The organism is Stenotrophomonas sp. 21LCFQ19 (assembly GCF_056861425.1).
In genome coordinates this window covers 1-15862 of record NZ_JBSPUF010000021.1, presented here as the reverse complement: position 1 = coordinate 15862, position 15862 = coordinate 1, and the positions used below count along the sequence as shown (strand labels likewise).

10 protein-coding genes are annotated in these 15862 nt (G+C 54.1%); all 10 read left to right on the top strand.

Annotated features, from left to right (window positions below):
- Positions 1-46 precede the first annotated feature (46 nt).
- Positions 47-1234: a cystathionine gamma-synthase gene (locus AC13FW_RS18585; protein ID WP_482990056.1), complete on the top strand. Its 1188-nt coding sequence runs from the start codon at positions 47-49 to the stop codon at positions 1232-1234.
- Positions 1231-2022 (top strand): ABC transporter permease, encoded by a 792-nt coding sequence (locus AC13FW_RS18580; protein ID WP_296250130.1) that lies wholly within the window; start codon positions 1231-1233, stop codon positions 2020-2022. The genes AC13FW_RS18585 and AC13FW_RS18580 overlap by 4 nt, the downstream gene beginning before the upstream one ends.
- Complete coding sequence (locus AC13FW_RS18575; RefSeq protein ID WP_296250133.1) at positions 2019-2795, top strand: ABC transporter ATP-binding protein; 777 nt, start codon at positions 2019-2021, stop codon at positions 2793-2795. The genes AC13FW_RS18580 and AC13FW_RS18575 overlap by 4 nt, the downstream gene beginning before the upstream one ends.
- Positions 2796-2801: 6 nt before the next feature.
- Positions 2802-4181 carry a glycosyltransferase gene (locus AC13FW_RS18570; protein WP_482990055.1) on the top strand — a complete coding sequence of 460 codons (1380 nt, stop codon included), beginning with the start codon at positions 2802-2804 and terminating at the stop codon, positions 4179-4181.
- 75 nt (positions 4182-4256) lie between these two features.
- Complete coding sequence (gene wecC / locus AC13FW_RS18565) at positions 4257-5546, top strand: UDP-N-acetyl-D-mannosamine dehydrogenase (RefSeq protein ID WP_482990054.1); 1290 nt, start codon at positions 4257-4259, stop codon at positions 5544-5546.
- Positions 5547-5556: 10 nt separating this feature from the next.
- Positions 5557-8997, top strand: coding sequence for a glycosyltransferase family protein (locus AC13FW_RS18560; protein ID WP_482990053.1), 3441 nt, complete (start codon positions 5557-5559; stop codon positions 8995-8997).
- On the top strand, positions 8998-11235 hold the full coding sequence (locus AC13FW_RS18555) for a glycosyltransferase (protein WP_482990052.1): 2238 nt from the start codon (positions 8998-9000) through the stop codon (positions 11233-11235).
- 49 nt (positions 11236-11284) lie between these two features.
- Positions 11285-13300, top strand: coding sequence for an acyltransferase family protein (locus tag AC13FW_RS18550; protein ID WP_482990051.1), 2016 nt, complete (start codon positions 11285-11287; stop codon positions 13298-13300).
- Positions 13301-13348: 48 nt separating this feature from the next.
- A complete protein-coding gene (locus AC13FW_RS18545; RefSeq protein ID WP_482990050.1) occupies positions 13349-13828 on the top strand; it encodes a hypothetical protein in 480 nt (159 codons plus the stop codon).
- Between the two features lie 41 nt (positions 13829-13869).
- A complete protein-coding gene (locus AC13FW_RS18540; RefSeq protein ID WP_482990049.1) occupies positions 13870-15642 on the top strand; it encodes a heparinase II/III domain-containing protein in 1773 nt (590 codons plus the stop codon).
- Positions 15643-15862 lie beyond the last annotated feature (220 nt).

The following is a 15862-nucleotide window of genomic DNA, read 5'->3' as shown; positions in this document are numbered from 1 at the left end:
AGACGAGGCTGGTAGAATCCCGCCTCTTTAGCTGGAAGTAGTAGTCATGACGGATCAGCATTCACGCAGCCAGGAGGGCGAGCGCAGCCTGTCGCTTGCCACGTTGGCCATCCATGGCGGGCAGTCGCCTGACCCCAGCACCGGCGCTGTCATGCCGCCGATCTACGCGACTTCGACCTATGCCCAGTCCAGCCCGGGCGAGCATCAGGGCTTCGAGTACTCACGCACGCACAACCCGACCCGCTTCGCCTACGAGCGTTGCGTGGCCTCGCTGGAAGGCGGCACGCGTGGCTTTGCCTTTGCCTCGGGCATGGCTGCCAGCTCCACCGTGATCGAACTGCTGGACGCAGGCAGCCACGTGGTGGCGATGGACGACATCTACGGTGGCAGCTTCCGCCTGTTCGAGCGCGTGCGTCGCCGCACCGCCGCACTGGATTTCAGCTTCGTCGACCTGACCGACCCGGCCGCGTTCGAAGCCGCGATCACGCCCAAGACCAGGATGGTGTGGATCGAGACCCCGACCAACCCGATGCTGAAGATCGTCGACATCGCCGCGGTCGCCGCCATCGCCAAGCGCCATGGCCTGGTCGTGGTGGTGGATAACACCTTCGCCTCGCCGATGCTGCAGCGTCCGCTGGAGCTGGGGGCGGACCTGGTGCTGCATTCGGCCACCAAATACCTCAATGGCCACTCCGACATGGTCGGCGGCATGGTGGTGGTTGGTGACAATGCCGAGCTCGCCGAGCAGATGGCCTTCCTGCAGAATTCCATTGGTGGCGTGCAGGGCCCGTTTGACAGCTTCCTGGCCCTGCGTGGCCTGAAGACCCTGCCGCTGCGCATGAAGGCGCATTGCACCAACGCGATGGAGCTGGCCAAGTGGCTGGAAACCCACCCGTCAGTGCAAAAGGTGATCTACCCGGGCCTGGCCTCGCACCCGCAGCACGAACTGGCTGGCAAGCAGATGGCCGGTTACGGCGGCATCGTCTCGATCGTGCTCAAGGGCGGATTCGAAGCAGCCAAACGTTTCTGCGAGAAGACCGAACTGTTCACGTTGGCCGAGTCACTTGGCGGCGTGGAAAGCCTGGTCAACCACCCGGCGGTGATGACGCATGCCTCCATCCCGGTCGAACGCCGCGCGCAGTTGGGTATCAGCGATGCGTTGGTTCGTTTGAGCGTGGGCGTGGAAGACGTGGTTGATCTGCGTGCTGATCTCGAGCAGGCATTGGCGGGATGAGTCGTTCGCTTATCGGTGATTACATCGACAGCTTCCGTAACCCTGGGTTCTGGATATATTCGACCTGGTTGGAGCTTGCCACCAAGTATCGGCGCTCGCGGTTGGGGCTGTTCTGGGCGTTGTGCCCGGCGTTGATTTATATGTTTGGTGTTGGTGGATTTTTTGGCTACCTGCAAGGGCACGCGGCAGCGGGGTTCATCCCGCATCTGGGCATTGGTTACGTTTTGTTCCGCCTGATCACCATCAGTTTGAGTGAGTGCACTACGGCATTCCAAGGGCATGCCAGTTTCATTTTGGATGGCCGGGTGCGATTGACCGACTACGTCCTGCGTGTAGTGGCAAAGGCAATGTTCTATTTCGTAATGGCCCTGCCCGCAGTCGCGGTTGCCTTGGTCATCAGTCCGAATTTCTACCCGGCGGGGCTTCTGGCTTCACTGCCCGCTTTCATTCTGGTGATACTCAATATTGGCTGGATGGGTGCAATTGTCGCGGTGCTCGGTGCGCGTTTGCAGGATGTGCATGAGTTGATCGGCAGCATCCTGATGTTCAGTTTCCTTTTCACACCGATCATCTGGTATGCGGATCAAGCGCCGATGGATACCGTGCGCGGCATGATTGCGCGCGCCAACCCGCTGTACCACATGATCGAAAGCGTACGCGCGCCAATGTTGGGTGAGCCTATCGAGAAGCTGACTTACATCTACCTCGCTGTGATGCTGGTCGGTGGTTGGTTGGCGGCTACTTTCATTTATCGGCGTTATGCGCGCTACGTACCGGTATGGGTATGACACAGGAAATCTATCTGCGGGCGAAGAACATTGGCCTGGACCTGCCTACCTACACCCAGGAGCAGCGCACCATCAAAGCCAGCGTTGGTGTTTTGTTGCAAGCAGCGTTCCAGCCGCCCAAACGGATGATGCGCACCACGCTTGACGGCATTGATTTTGATCTTGAGCCGGGCGATCGATTGGCGGTGCTTGGACGCAACGGTGCAGGCAAGTCAACCTTGCTCAAGGTACTGGTGGGTGCCTATCCGCCAACCCGCGGTACGCTGGAGGTGTCCGGCGCACGCCAGGCATTGCTGAATCTGGGACTTGGTTTTAACCAGGAGGCAACTCTGGTTGAAAACATTCTGTTGCGAGGTATCGCAATGGGCCTCAAGGCAAAGCAGGCTCATGCCATTGTTGATGAAGTGCTGGATTTTGCCGAGCTTAAAGGCAAGGCTGGTGACCGCTTGCGGACATTGTCATCTGGTCAGCGCATGCGGCTTGGTTTTGCGCTCGCTACTGCTGTACAGCACGAGATACTCATCATGGATGAGTGGATCGGGACGGGTGATGCCGGCTTTGTAAAGAAAGCACAGGAGAGGATGCAGTCGCGGGTGGATAGTGCGCAGATCGTTGTGTTGGCCAGTCACAACTTCAGCTTGCTGGAGAGCGTCTGCAACAAGGCGATCCTGTTGGAAGCCGGGTCCGTTATCGCAGCCGGGCCTGTAGCCGAGGTGCTGGTCAAATTCAGGGACGTTCTGGCTTCCCCCCAAACCAGCTTGCAGCAGGGTTGATCGCAAATGCACTTCTTGCTTGTTGCTTATGATTTCCCGCCCATTCCTTCGCCGCAGGCGCTGCGTTGGGCTTACCTGAGCCGGGAGCTGGTGAGGTCTGGTCATAGTGTGGAGGTGATAGCGCCAGACGTGCCGGGCTATGGTCCCGGCGGGTTGCCGGAATTGCCTGATGAGTTGGTTATCAGGCGCGTATTTCCTGGGCGCCTGACACAGCTCCTGTTGGGGCGCGGGCGGAAGAGCTGCGGCACCCCTGCTTCGGTCAGTGACAGTAGCGATGTCACTGTCAGTAGCACTCAGGCTGGGGGACTGCCCGTTGTGGAGGTCCTTAACTGGAAAGGACGGCTAAGAAGGTCGTTGGAGGACGCGTTTCGTGTTCGTGGCGGACTCAACTGGAAGGGGCATCTCGCTGAGAGGATCAAAGGCGTAGTATCCGATCGGTTTTTTCCGGACTATCGGGTCGAGTGGGAGCGACACGCGATAGCTGCGGTGCACGCATCCATCGCTGCGCGACGGCCGGATGTCGTTGTGGTTTCGCACGAGCCGGCATGCACATTGCCGGTTGGATTGGCTGCGGCAAAGAAAGGTTTTCCGCTGGTAGTTGATTTGGGTGACCCGGTATTGGCGCCATATACTCCAAAAAAATGGCGGAAGCGGGCGTTTTCTTTGGAGGCCGAAGTCTGCCGTGCTTCCATGATGGTAAGCGTGACGACGGACGCGGCGGTGTCAGTTCTGCAGCAACGCCATTCCTTGCCGGATAGTAAATTGGTTGTTGTGCAACAGGGCTTCAATCCCGATTTTCGAACCAGCGAAGCTTCAGGTGACGGCCTGTTTGATTCGGAGATGCTTGAGCTTCTCTATACAGGTAGCTTCTACAGCTTTCGTGGCGCGCAAAAACTACTGGATGCGGTCTTGGCGCTTCCCGGTGTACGTTTGTCGATAGCTACGATTCGTGCTCCCGACTATCTGGAGGAATACATGCAGCGATCCGAAGGTCGGATAAGGCTGCTTGGTTTTCTTCCGCACACTGTTGCCCTTGCCGCGCAGCGCCGATGCGACATTCTTGTCAATCTTGCCAATGCCGATCCTGTACAGGTGCCGGGCAAGATCTATGAATACCTTGGTGCAGGCAAGCCGATCATGCACCTGCGCGGCGAGAGTCAAGACGCCACTGGCGTGTTGGTGACGACGACTTGCGCGGGATGGGATATTGCTTCGACATTGGAGAATATAGAGTTGGCCTTGGCTGAGGCTATTCAGATTAAAAAACAGGGACAGTTGGCTTTGCGCGCCCCCCGGCGCGAAGAGGTGGAGCGATACTCCTGGCCGAGTCTGGCATCGCGTTGGCTTTCCGATGTGGAAGCCGCGCTGCAACGCCAGCACGGCTAGAGGTGACGCCGCCCGTTGATTTCGTGGTGCACGCAAAAAAATTTATGTGCGCCATCTAGATAAAGAAGGAGTTTTATGAACGGCAGAATTGATGTTATCGCAGAGGCGGATTGCAGCGTGAACGATCGGACCATTTCAGTCATTGGATTGGGCTACATCGGATTGCCCACTGCCGCCACTTTCGCAGCCCATGGGCGGACCGTTGTCGGCGTGGATATCTCCGAACGGGCGGTGACTGCAATTAACCAAGGACAGGCGCATATCGAAGAGCAGGGTTTGCCTGAGATGGTTGCACAAGGCGTCGCCAGTGGGAGGCTTCGAGCCGTTATCAGCCCCGTCGCTGCTGATGATTTCATCATTGCCGTTCCTACCCCGGTCGACCATCAAACGCATCAGCCTGATGTCGGCTACGTGATCTCTGCCGGTCGCTCCATCGCACCGGTGTTGCGCAAAGGTAACCTGGTTGTTCTGGAGTCGACTTCTCCAGTAGGAACCACCCTGCAACTTGCGCGTTTGCTTGCTGAACTTCGTCCCGATCTACGCTTCCCGCTTGATGGCGAATTGAATCCGGATGTGCATCTTGCCTACTGCCCTGAGCGCATCATTCCTGGTCAGATGTTGCGAGAGCTGATTGAGAACGATCGCATCATCGGCGGCATGTCGGACCGTTGTACAGAAAAGGCTGCAGCGCTGTACCGCACGTTTGTAAAAGGACAGTGCGTGTCGAGCAACGACCGTACAGCGGAGCTGTGCAAGTTGGCTGAGAATTCCTATCGTGACGTCAACATCGCGTTCGCGAACGAGTTGTCGATGATCTGCGGCAACCTGGACATCGACGTCTGGAAGTTGATTGAGTTGGCCAATCGCCATCCGCGAGTGAATATCTTGAAGCCGGGGCCGGGTGTCGGCGGGCATTGCATTGCGGTGGATCCGTGGTTCATCGTGTCCAGTGACCCGGAACGCGCAAAGATCATCCGGACTGCCCGCGAGGTCAATGACAGCAAGCCTGGGTATGTGCTCGATCTGGTGGCTGAGGCTGTTGCGAAATCGCCGGGGAAAATACCACGAATCGTTTGTTTGGGACTTTCATACAAACCGGACGTCGATGATTTTCGGGAAAGTCCAGCGTTGCAGATTGCGCAATCCTTGACTGCCGCCTATCCAGGGGCTGTCGTCTGTATGGATCCATTCTCAGATGCGCTCGTTACGTCAGGCGAAGATGTTGGAAGCTTGAATGTGGCTCTGTTCGAGGAAAGTTTCATGAATGCGGACGTAGTGGTTGCATTGGTCGCACACACCGCTTTCCGAGGAATTCCAAGTCCGGCAAACGCCTCTGTTATTGATGCCTGCGGTTTGTGGAGCTGAGGGAGCGATCATGCACAACGAGCACGACACGAATCCTGATGTGAGAACTGTTTGGGCTGATCACATCAATGAAGCCTATTACGACGGCATGGGTTCTGGATTCGGGGCGCGCACCCGCGCCCGTATGAACTGGATGTGTTCGCAGGCTACCGGTACATCCGTGCTGGATGTGGGCTGTAGCCAAGGTATTGCTTCCATCCTGTTGGCTAGGGAGGGGCTGTACGTAACTGGCATCGATATCGATCAGCCAACGATTGATTACGCTTTGCGCGAGCGCGCAAAGGAGATTGAGTCTGTTCAGGAGAGACTGAAGTTTCATTGTGTGGACCTTTCGTCGTTTCCACTGGCTACGTTCGACACTGTGATCATGGGAGAGGTGGTTGAACACCAGACCAGTCCGGTTCGCCTCTTGAAGCGCGCTGCGGAATTTCTAGCCCCGGGTGGCAGATTGATTGTTACGGTGCCCTTTGGTTTGAATCCTTGGCCAGATCATAAGTCGACTATTTTTCCTGGTGATCTTGCTCAGTTTCTGCCAGAAGATTTTGTCGTGCGCGAGCTCGCTGCCACGGATGGTTACATTCGACTGATCGCGGACAAGTCTGCGGGCACGGTTCTGAATCCGAATTGGGATCTGGTGCTCGAAGCAACAAGGGCTGGAGCACTGGATGTCCATCAGAAGTATTACGATGTTTCAGATCAGTTACAGGAGCTCCGTAAACAGAAGGTTGCTCTAGAGAGCGCAACCAAAGTGGCGCAGGCTTCGCTAGAAACTGAAATCCGAGAAAGAAACCGCTTGGAGCTGAAACTAGCCGATGAACAGAAGATGCTCGTCAGTGTTCAGGCGGAATTGAGTGATGCCAAAGCACGACTTGACGGGATTGGCTCGGATCTCATGATGGCCCGCGCTGCTCACGCCACTGTTGTGTCGGAACTTGATGCTGTCAACGCGGAGTTCGGGCACGCGCGGAACGAGCACGGGGACGCAGTAAATGGTTTGAGAAACGTCAGGAACGATCTGCAGAGTTTTCAGTTGCGGCACGACAACACCATCGAAGAACTTAGTTGCACCAAGGTTGAGTTAGATAAACTCCAAGCTGAACATATCGCTGCGCTAGCGCTTCTTGAAGCTGCCGAGACGCAGTTGGTCAACGCCCTTGCCAAGCATGAATATGACGAAACGATGCTTGGGGAGTTGCGGAAAGAGCTCGACGAGACAACAGCGCGCCTTGTGGGTGCTGAGACTGAAGTTGAGGGCTCGCAACAGGAGCTAGCACGGGTCTTTTCGGAACTCCGTGATACCAAGACCAGCTTGGACGCTGCAACCGCGAGAGTGTCTGTCGCGGCCAAGGAACTGGAGCGACTTAGGCTGGTGTCCGGGCAGGAAAAGCAGCGAGGCGACGAGTTGGTTCAGCGCCTGGAAAAAGAAAAGATGGGGGTTGAGAAGCAGCTTGGTGGCGTGCGGGCAGAACTATCGGTTGCCCAGTTCAAGCGCACCGGGCATTACCTGCATCTTGAAGCGGAGCGGGCCTATGGTCGTCTCCTGCAGGAACGCATGCGCGAGTTGCATGAGGAAAATTATCGATTCCATAACTCGTTGGCTCTCGCAGTTGGCAGGGCGGTAATGGGATTGCGCACCCTACGGGGTGTCGCCGCTTTCCCGGGAAAAATGCTGCATACATGGCACACGTATAGAAATCGAGATACTTCCATCCCCGCTCTGAAGCTGCCCAAACGTACTCCAGTGGAACTGCCTTCGCCTCCGGATTTGAAAGATTCGGCGCAGATTACAAGCCCTGTGGCAGAGAAAAAGAAGGCCGCAAGGGTGGCAGGTGGTGATGCAGCGAGCAAAGAGCTTTCAGCTATGGGTTGGGTTCAGCAGATCGAACCCGGCAAAGTCACCGTGATGAGTGTGATGGATGAATTTTCACGGGCTTGCTTCGCACCGCATGCGAATCTGGTTGAGCCTCGCCCGGATAACTGGGAGGCATTGTTGGAGCGTTACCGTCCGCAGTTTCTTTTCGTAGAATCTTCCTGGAAAGGTAACTACGGAACGTGGCAGTATCGCGTCGCGAATTATGCAAATCCACCAGGGAACGAAATTTCTGAAATGGTGGCCGAGTTCAAGAAGCGTGGCATCCCCACGGTGTTCTGGAACAAGGAGGATCCGGTTCATTTCAAGGACTTCATCGCCAAGGCTGCCAGCTTTGATTATGTATTCACGACCGCAGAAGAAGCGTTGCCGAATTACAGTGAGCGAACTACCGCAAGACTTGGTGTTCTTCAGTTTGCTGCTGAGGATGCGTTGCATAATCCTATTGGGAGCTCTGAGCGAAATAGTAAAGTGTGTTTCGCCGGTAGTTTCTATGCTAATCGCTTCCAGGAGAGGCGTGATGATCAGTTGATGTTGTTGGATGCAGCTCGTGATTATGATTTTGATATATTTGATCGTAACTACAAGCCTAATTCTGCGCCGTCCGACTTTTCATTCCCGGAGCGCTTCAGCGCAAATATTCGGGGCAGCCTTCCATATTCCGAGGTCAATGATGCCTATCGTCGATACCGAGTTTTCCTGAACGTCAACTCGGTCGTTGACTCGCCGACCATGTTTTCCAGGCGTGTGTTTGAATTGCTTGCGTGCGGAACACCTGTAGTGAGTACATGGTCGGAAGGGACCGAGGCGACATTCGGCAATGACTTGATCTGGCACGTTCGTAGCACCGATGAGGCAAAGGAGGCTTTGGCTGTTCTGATGAGCGACGACCGTGAATGGACTAGAAGGAGCCTGCAAGGTATTCGCGAGGTCTTTGCCAAGCATACCTATCGGCATCGGTTCAACCAGATATCTGAGTCAATAGGGGTGCCGCAGCCTCAGGTAGAGAGCTACACCGATGTTCTGGTGGTAGCCGAGGCTAGGTCGGAGCTCGAGGTTGCCGTGGTGATGGACGCCTTCCAGCGACAGCAGCTGCATGTCGGAAGCAGCAAGCGATTGGTCGTGGTTTGCCGCGGGGATTTTGTAGACAAACGCAAAATCGAAGCGTCAATGGAGCGAGTTCAGTTTGTCAAAAGTGACCTCGCGGTTGGCGAAGTGGTTTCCAAAATGTGGGTGGAAGCATCGCGATGTGTGATCGCGTTGATGTCGGCGCAGGCTGTCTACGGTCGTTTCTATCTGCAGGATCTGATTAATGCGCTTCGATACAGCGGAGCCCAGATGGTAGGAAAATCGCTTGATGTACGTTTGCAGTACTCGTACGGCGCAACGCTAGAGCCCTCATCCTTGGTCATCGCGGGTGATCGTATCGCTGCGGATGGCTTGGCCCGCTTGCTGGACGGCAAGGAATCATTCGCATCCGATGATAGATCGGTCTTTGCTGCCGATCAGGCCAATTATTCTCGTGCCCGGTTCATGGACCTGGCTCGTATCCACGATGAAGTTCGCAAAATTGAAATCTGAGTGAAAACCGCTATGTCAGTTAGGAAGATTCGCGTTGGTGTTTTTGGGCATGACCTGAAATTCTGGTATCCGCTGCAAAGGGAGTTGGAGCAGACCGGATTGTTTGAGTTCCGGGATGATATTTGGGCGGGGCACGATCAACATGATGCGATAAAGAGCCAAGCATTGATTGATTGGGCTGATGTCATGGTCGCCGAGTGGGCGATGGAGAACGCTGTTTTTTGCTCTACCCGCAAGCGGAAGGAGCAACGTCTCATCGTCCGGCTCCACCTTCAGGAGCGCGGATCTACCTATCCCGAGCGTATAGACTACTCTGCGGTTGATGCGCTGGTTTTTGTTGGGCAGCATATTCTCGACGAATGCGTTGAGAAGTTTGATATACCTCATGATGTGTGTCGCGTGGTAGGTAACTATATAGATGTTGAAAAGTACGCGCTGCCAAAATTTGGCGGGGCGGATTTCAACCTCGGGATGATCGGCACCGCGCCCAAGCGGAAAAGATTGGACCTTGCAGTCGATACATTGGAGCTTTTGCTCAAGAAGGACCAGCGCTACATGCTTCGGATCAAAGGTAACAGTCCTGCTGGCATTGATTGGCTTTGGGCCAGGGGGGCTGAGCGGGAGTACTATTGTTCTGTTTACTCGCGTATAAATTCCGGTGAGCTGCGACACAAGGTAGTTTTCGATCCACAGGGAAGCGACGTGGCGCCCTGGTTGAAGATGATTGGTTTTCTGCTGTCGCCCTCGGACTTCGAAAGCTTCCACATGGCGGTAGCAGAAGGAGCGGCTTCCGGAGCGGCGCCTATCGTGTGGAACTGGGAAGGTGCATCGGACATATATCCTGAGTTGCATACGGTAACTAGTGCGATTGAAGCTGCCGAAAGGATAGAGTTCCTCAACAAGAGCTCCAGTTCCGCACGGTTGCGCCTGCAGATGCAGGAGGCGATTCGTCATCGCTTCGACAAAGCGGGTGTGGTGAATACGTGGAAAAATCTGCTGTATCCCGCACCATCCGCTGTCCTTGCCGCTCGTTCCTCCAGCCGATCAGTTCTCATTGTCTGGGCTGTTGATGAATGGATGACCTTCCACCGGCGGGAGATGCTTGAGGCGCTTGCACTCCATTTGAAGGAGACGCATGACCTCATTGTTATCGAGCCGGGGAATCATTACGAGACAATCGCCCGTCTTGGCTGGGCTCCTTTGGAAGAGTTGGCGAAGATCGGAAAGGGGCAACTGCTGAAGGTGGGTGAGAACATTTTCAAGACGCGACTGTTTACCGGCGGAATTCCTGCGGGCAGCGGCTTTGCTTCTTTCCAGGGTCTTCCGAATCAATTGGACGTTCTGGGTGGACTGATCGCCAAACACTACGGCGCTGATGCTGAGGTGTTGCATTGGGTCTACAAACCAGATCAAGCTGAAAGATTGCCAGTGGGTGCTCGCTATATCTACGAAGTTTACGACGACTATACAATCAACTTTGGCACGGGCGACACCTATCCTGGTGTGGCTAAAGCGGAGAGGTCGGCTGTAGAGCGAGCGGAGCACGTCTTCTTCACTTCGCAACCTTTGCTTGATAGAAAATCAGCCGGCGCACGCTCGCTGGGTCTGGTTGGAAATGGTGTAGTTACCGAAGTTTTTGAGAGGTATCGGTTGCCGAGAAGGCCACGTATTGGTCGGCCGGTGGCAGGCTACTTGGGAAATCTGGCGACGTTCTTCGATTGGCCACTTATGGTCGAGGTATGTGAGGCCATGCCACACGTCGATTTCGTGTTCCACGGCCAGGTCGAGCTTGCGGCTGGGAGTGCTGCGCATGCCCACTATCAGCGCATGAGAGATATGTCCAACGTAGTGTTCACCGGACGTGTGAATCGAGTGCGGGGGGCGGCGGCAATCAACCAGTATGATGTTTTGCTGATTCCTTTTGTTGTGAATGAAGCGATGCACGCAGTTAACCCGCTGAAACTCTGGGAATACTTTGCAACCGGGCTACCGGTGATCAGTTCCCCGATGGAGGCAATCACCGAGCCAGCACCACTGCTATTGGTCGCTCATACGTCTGGGGAATGGGTCGAAAAGATGGAGTCGGTGCTGAAGGAGGATGCTCCTGGGGCTAGAGAGCAACGGATCCAGCGCGCACAGGAGCATTGCTGGAAGCGATTGACGAAGATGCATGCCCAGGTTGTATCGGATTTGTCCGTTTCAGCTGCCTGCTTTTCGCATGAGGTACTGCCGGCTTGACGATGTAGGCTAGGTGATCAATTAAGTCAATGAGATTGGAGGCGGGGGGATGAAATCTCTTTCATCTGATTTACGGGGATCGTCGGTTGGGGCCGGCTATCGCCCCGACATCGATGGACTGCGTGCGGTTGCGGTTCTAAGTGTTGTTCTGTATCACATTAATAAAAGCCTGGTTCCAGGGGGCTTTGTTGGTGTGGACATTTTTTTTGTTATTTCAGGGTTTCTGATCACCGGAAATATCTGGTCTGAGATATCTAGAGGGGATTTTTCTCTCGCGGATTTTTATGTTCGCCGCATCCGACGCATCTATCCCGCGTTTGCGGTGGTAACAGTTGTTACCTTGCTAGCTGGCTGCCTTCTGTTGTTGCCGGACGATCTGGTGCGTTTAGGTCGCTCGGCCTTCTGGTCTGCGGTATCTCTTCCGAATGTCTATTTCTGGAACTATCTGGACACCAGCTACTTTGCAGCTGCTGCTGAACAGGAACCACTACTGCACATGTGGTCGCTAGGGGTCGAGGAACAGTTCTACTTCATGTGGCCGGTCGCTCTTATTGCTCTTGCCGTTGTTGCGAAGCGAAGAAAGTCGCTGATCATCGCGCTGGCACTGGTTGTCAGTGCGGCTTCATTTGCCTATGCGGAGGCATTCCTTTCCATTGCGCCGAAGTTTACTTACTACATGCTTCCGGCGCGCGCAGGAGAATTGTTGGTTGGTGCTTCGGCCGCGTTGCTGATGCAGGGCCGACGGACGCCGGATGGTTCATTGAGTCGTTGGGTAACAGAGATTTGCTCGCTCGGCGGTATTGGGCTTATCGGCTACTCCTTGTTCTTTCTGAACGATTCCTCGGATTTTCCTGGTGTCAATTCCATTTGGCCCTGTTTGGGATCTGTGCTGGTGATTGTGGCTGGTCAGCGAGGTGCAACGTTATCCAGAGCAGTTTTGTCCGTCCGTCCAGTCGTACTTGTTGGACTCATCTCGTACTCACTCTACCTTTGGCATTGGCCGGTTCTGGCTTTCTACAGGTATTTCTACGGAGAGATCGGGCTTGTAGCTGGATGTGTATCTGTAGTGTTTATGTTATTGGCTGCGTGGTTGAGTTACAAATATGTGGAGGCGCCTTTCAGGTCATGGCGCCCAGCAAAATGGGTTACGGTGGTTTTTGTCTGGCTGGTTCCGCTTGCTGCGATTGTAGCCATTGCCCTTGCACTGATTTCCACCAACGGGCTGAAGAGGTTTGTTGAGAGCTCGGATGGATACAAGGCGCGCGTTGCTGGAATGGCGAGCGCGGTTGCCCCTGCATACAAGTACGACTATGTTTGCCAGCTGTCTGTTAGCGAGCCTGGAATAATGAGTGATCCCCGATGCGTCATTGGTGCCAAGAGTAAGTTCGAGCCCGACGTGCTGCTGTGGGGGGACTCGAAAGCAGCTCAGTATGTCGGGTTCTATGATGGTCTGGGTAAGGCTAGTGGAATATCAATCCGGAACGCAGAGCATTCATCATGCCCTCCCGTTTTCGCAGATGATTTCGGGGGTAGTGCTAACGTCAGTAGGCCAAGCTGCAATAGTTTTTGGCGGGTTGTTAAGTCGGGGGTTGAGTTAAAGCGCTATCGCGTTGTGATTATATCTGGCAACTGGAAGGCCTACGAAAAGCTTGATGGATTCCGGGAAGCGCTGGATACGACGCTCCAGTCAATCTGGTTGACTGGAGCGAAGGTGGTGTTTGTGAGCGATGTGCCTCGCTACAAAGGATATAATCGCGAATGTTTGCAGCGCAGCGTGCGATTGCCATGGAAGCTTGACTGTGCAGCCGGCGAAGAGGGGCTTAGCAGCGAATTGAGCCAAATGGAGCTACACTTGGCAAGTATCGCTGAACAGAATCCATCGGGTGCTTCTTTCATGGATATCAAGGGGTTGTTGTGCACGCGGTCGGGATGCCATGCTTGGCACAAAGGCGCGCCGCTCTACTTCGATGAAGGGCATTTAAGCCTTGAGGGTGGTAGATTGCTGGGGCAAGAGTTGCTCAGTACCGAACGCCGTCAGGAATGGATTTATCCGCTGCAAAATTGAAATTGAAGTAGCTACTTATTCCCGTTCTATTTATATCAAAGGATTCTTATGAAGAAGGTTGTTCTTGGGCTGGCATTGGTTGGCGTCGCAGCCATTTCTGGCTGCGATATGGTTGCTCCCCCTGCCGAGAATGCTGCTGTTCCGCAGCCTGCTGCTGCGCAAGCCAGCAAAGATGCGGTCGCTTTCGTTCCGAAACTGATTGATTCGCCGGTTGTCGGCGTTTATACGCCTAGCTTTGAGTATTCAGTCCGCAATCGTGGAGATGCGAATGCTGAGAATGGTGGGAAGAATTTCATTGCTCTCGAGTTCTGGGGCGTTTCGGTTGAAAATGCGCACCAAGACGTCAAGGCGAAAATGATTGCGTCGGGTTTTAAATTGGTGAGCGAGGATTCCGCTAACGGTGCATGGGTAAATCACTACGCCAATGATAAGTTTGCGGACGTTCTCGTGAACGTTGCACCTATGGGGGCGCGCAGCAAGACTACTCCGGAAGGCGTTGGTACTGTTTATTTCGAGTGGAAGAACTGATTTAGTTTGGTGCCGGAGCTTCGTTTTTTTGAGATACATGCATGAACTGGAAAAAGAAAATCGAAGCTCCGGATCGTTCGATTGACTCACTGCGCTGTGGTATTCGTGGTGTGCGTCTGGCTTATATTTCCGACTATGAGCTGGGTTTGATCAACGGCCAGAGATCGTTTCCCGAGCACCTATTGCGACTGGCTGATGCATGGATTGCTGCGGGCAACGCAGAGCAAGGAACTCTCCTGCTTGAGTCGGGAGAAATCGTGTTCCGAAACAAGGGCAGCGTGGTTCTTACAGTCCCTGGCGACTGGTCAACGGCAGCAGGGGAGAATAATTTTGGCTGGCAACTTCATTCGCTTGATTTCTTGAAACATCTTGTACGTTTGCACGCCGAGTCAGGTAATTTGCAGGCGCTGGATCTTGTCGAGAAGTTTGTTTTCGATTGGGCAGATCAGAATTTGGTCGATCCTCCAGCTTCCCCTATGAGCTGGAACGATCACTCCACGGCGATTCGTCTCGGGGTTCTCAGTCAGATTTATATTTATTTGGTTCGAAATTCGATTGGATCTCTTTCATTGTTGAGATTGTTGTTGTTACTTTCTGTCAGACATCAACTCGTTCTGGGTGAAGATTCGTTCTATTCGAAAGGTACCAATCACGGCCTGGATCAGGCGTTTCAGCTGTATCTTTCCGCTTTGACGTTCCCGAAGTTTGACGCCGTAGGAGATTTGGAAGGCCTTGCTCTTGAGCGCTTGCGCTTCGAAGTCGCAGGCTCTTTCTCTGAAGAAAGTGTTCATATCGAGAATAGCCCCGCATATCATCCTGTTATCTTGTCCAGTGTTCTTCAGGTTAATTCCGCGATTCGCGCGTTGGGTGGGAATCCGCCTATCGCGGATCTGAATGGTTTTATTCCACCCGCGCTCAAGTTTCTGGCATACATATTGCGACCAGATGGATGCCTGCCCGCTATCGGGGACAGTGAGATCGCGCCGGTGCGTAATAATTTGACATGGCTTTTAGGATTCGAAGGCTGGCCGGAACTTCTCCATGCTATGAGTTGCGGCGAAGAAGGGGTGGATTTTGCGGCATGGCACGCAGTTTTCCCGCATTCCGGTTACATGGTTTTCAGGGGGAATCCTGCGAAATTTTCTCCTCGCGAACGTCCACATATTGTGTTCAAGTGCGGTTTTTTGAGTCGTTATCACCGACAGGACGATGACACTTCCTTTGTATTGAATGCGCTTGGTGAAGACTGGTTGGTTGATGGCGGGCTCTATATTCATGATCATGGAGTGCCGGAGCGGGAGTACATGCGCTCAGCCCCAGCTCATAACCTACTGATGCCTGTAGGTGTTTCCGCGTTGCGCAAGCCGGCGGATGGGGGAATTTCTTCGGTGGTGGATAGTTGCCTGGAAGACGAGAATGCTTACGTGATTGGGCGGACCAGGATGTTTCCTGGTTTCGAAGTCGAACGGAAGTTGTCTTACGCTGGAGATTTGCGACTTGATGTTTTCGACAGTTGCATAGCGGAATCGCCTGATCAAGGTTCCTATCTTCAGTTCTGGCATGTTCCTTCAGTTCATGATGTCGATGTAACGGAAAGCGGCTTCACGGTTCTGTCAAAAACGGGCAACAGTATGCGTGCCAGCTTCAGTGGCGAGTGCATGGTCAGGGTTTCACTGGCATCCGCTGCGGATGGCGCAATGGGGATATGGTCCCCTACTTATGGAAAGCTCGAGCCCGTTACAGTGGTATGCGTGGAGTTGTCTGGGGCAGGCAAGGTGGTCATTGGTGCTTCGCTTGAGATAGTTATGGCTTGATGGTCGGGGTTTCAAATCCACATCATTCGAGAGATATTGTTGTTGATGTACTCTCGTGAAACGCGTGGGAATTGGCCGCAATCTAGTTGAAATTGTCGCCTGCCCGTAAACTTGATCCAGGCATTCTTAGAGGTCTCCGGGCAAACTAGCCCCAAGGAGACCACTGATGCGCAAGAGCAAATTCACCGAGAGTCAGATCGTTACGACGTTGAAGCAGGTT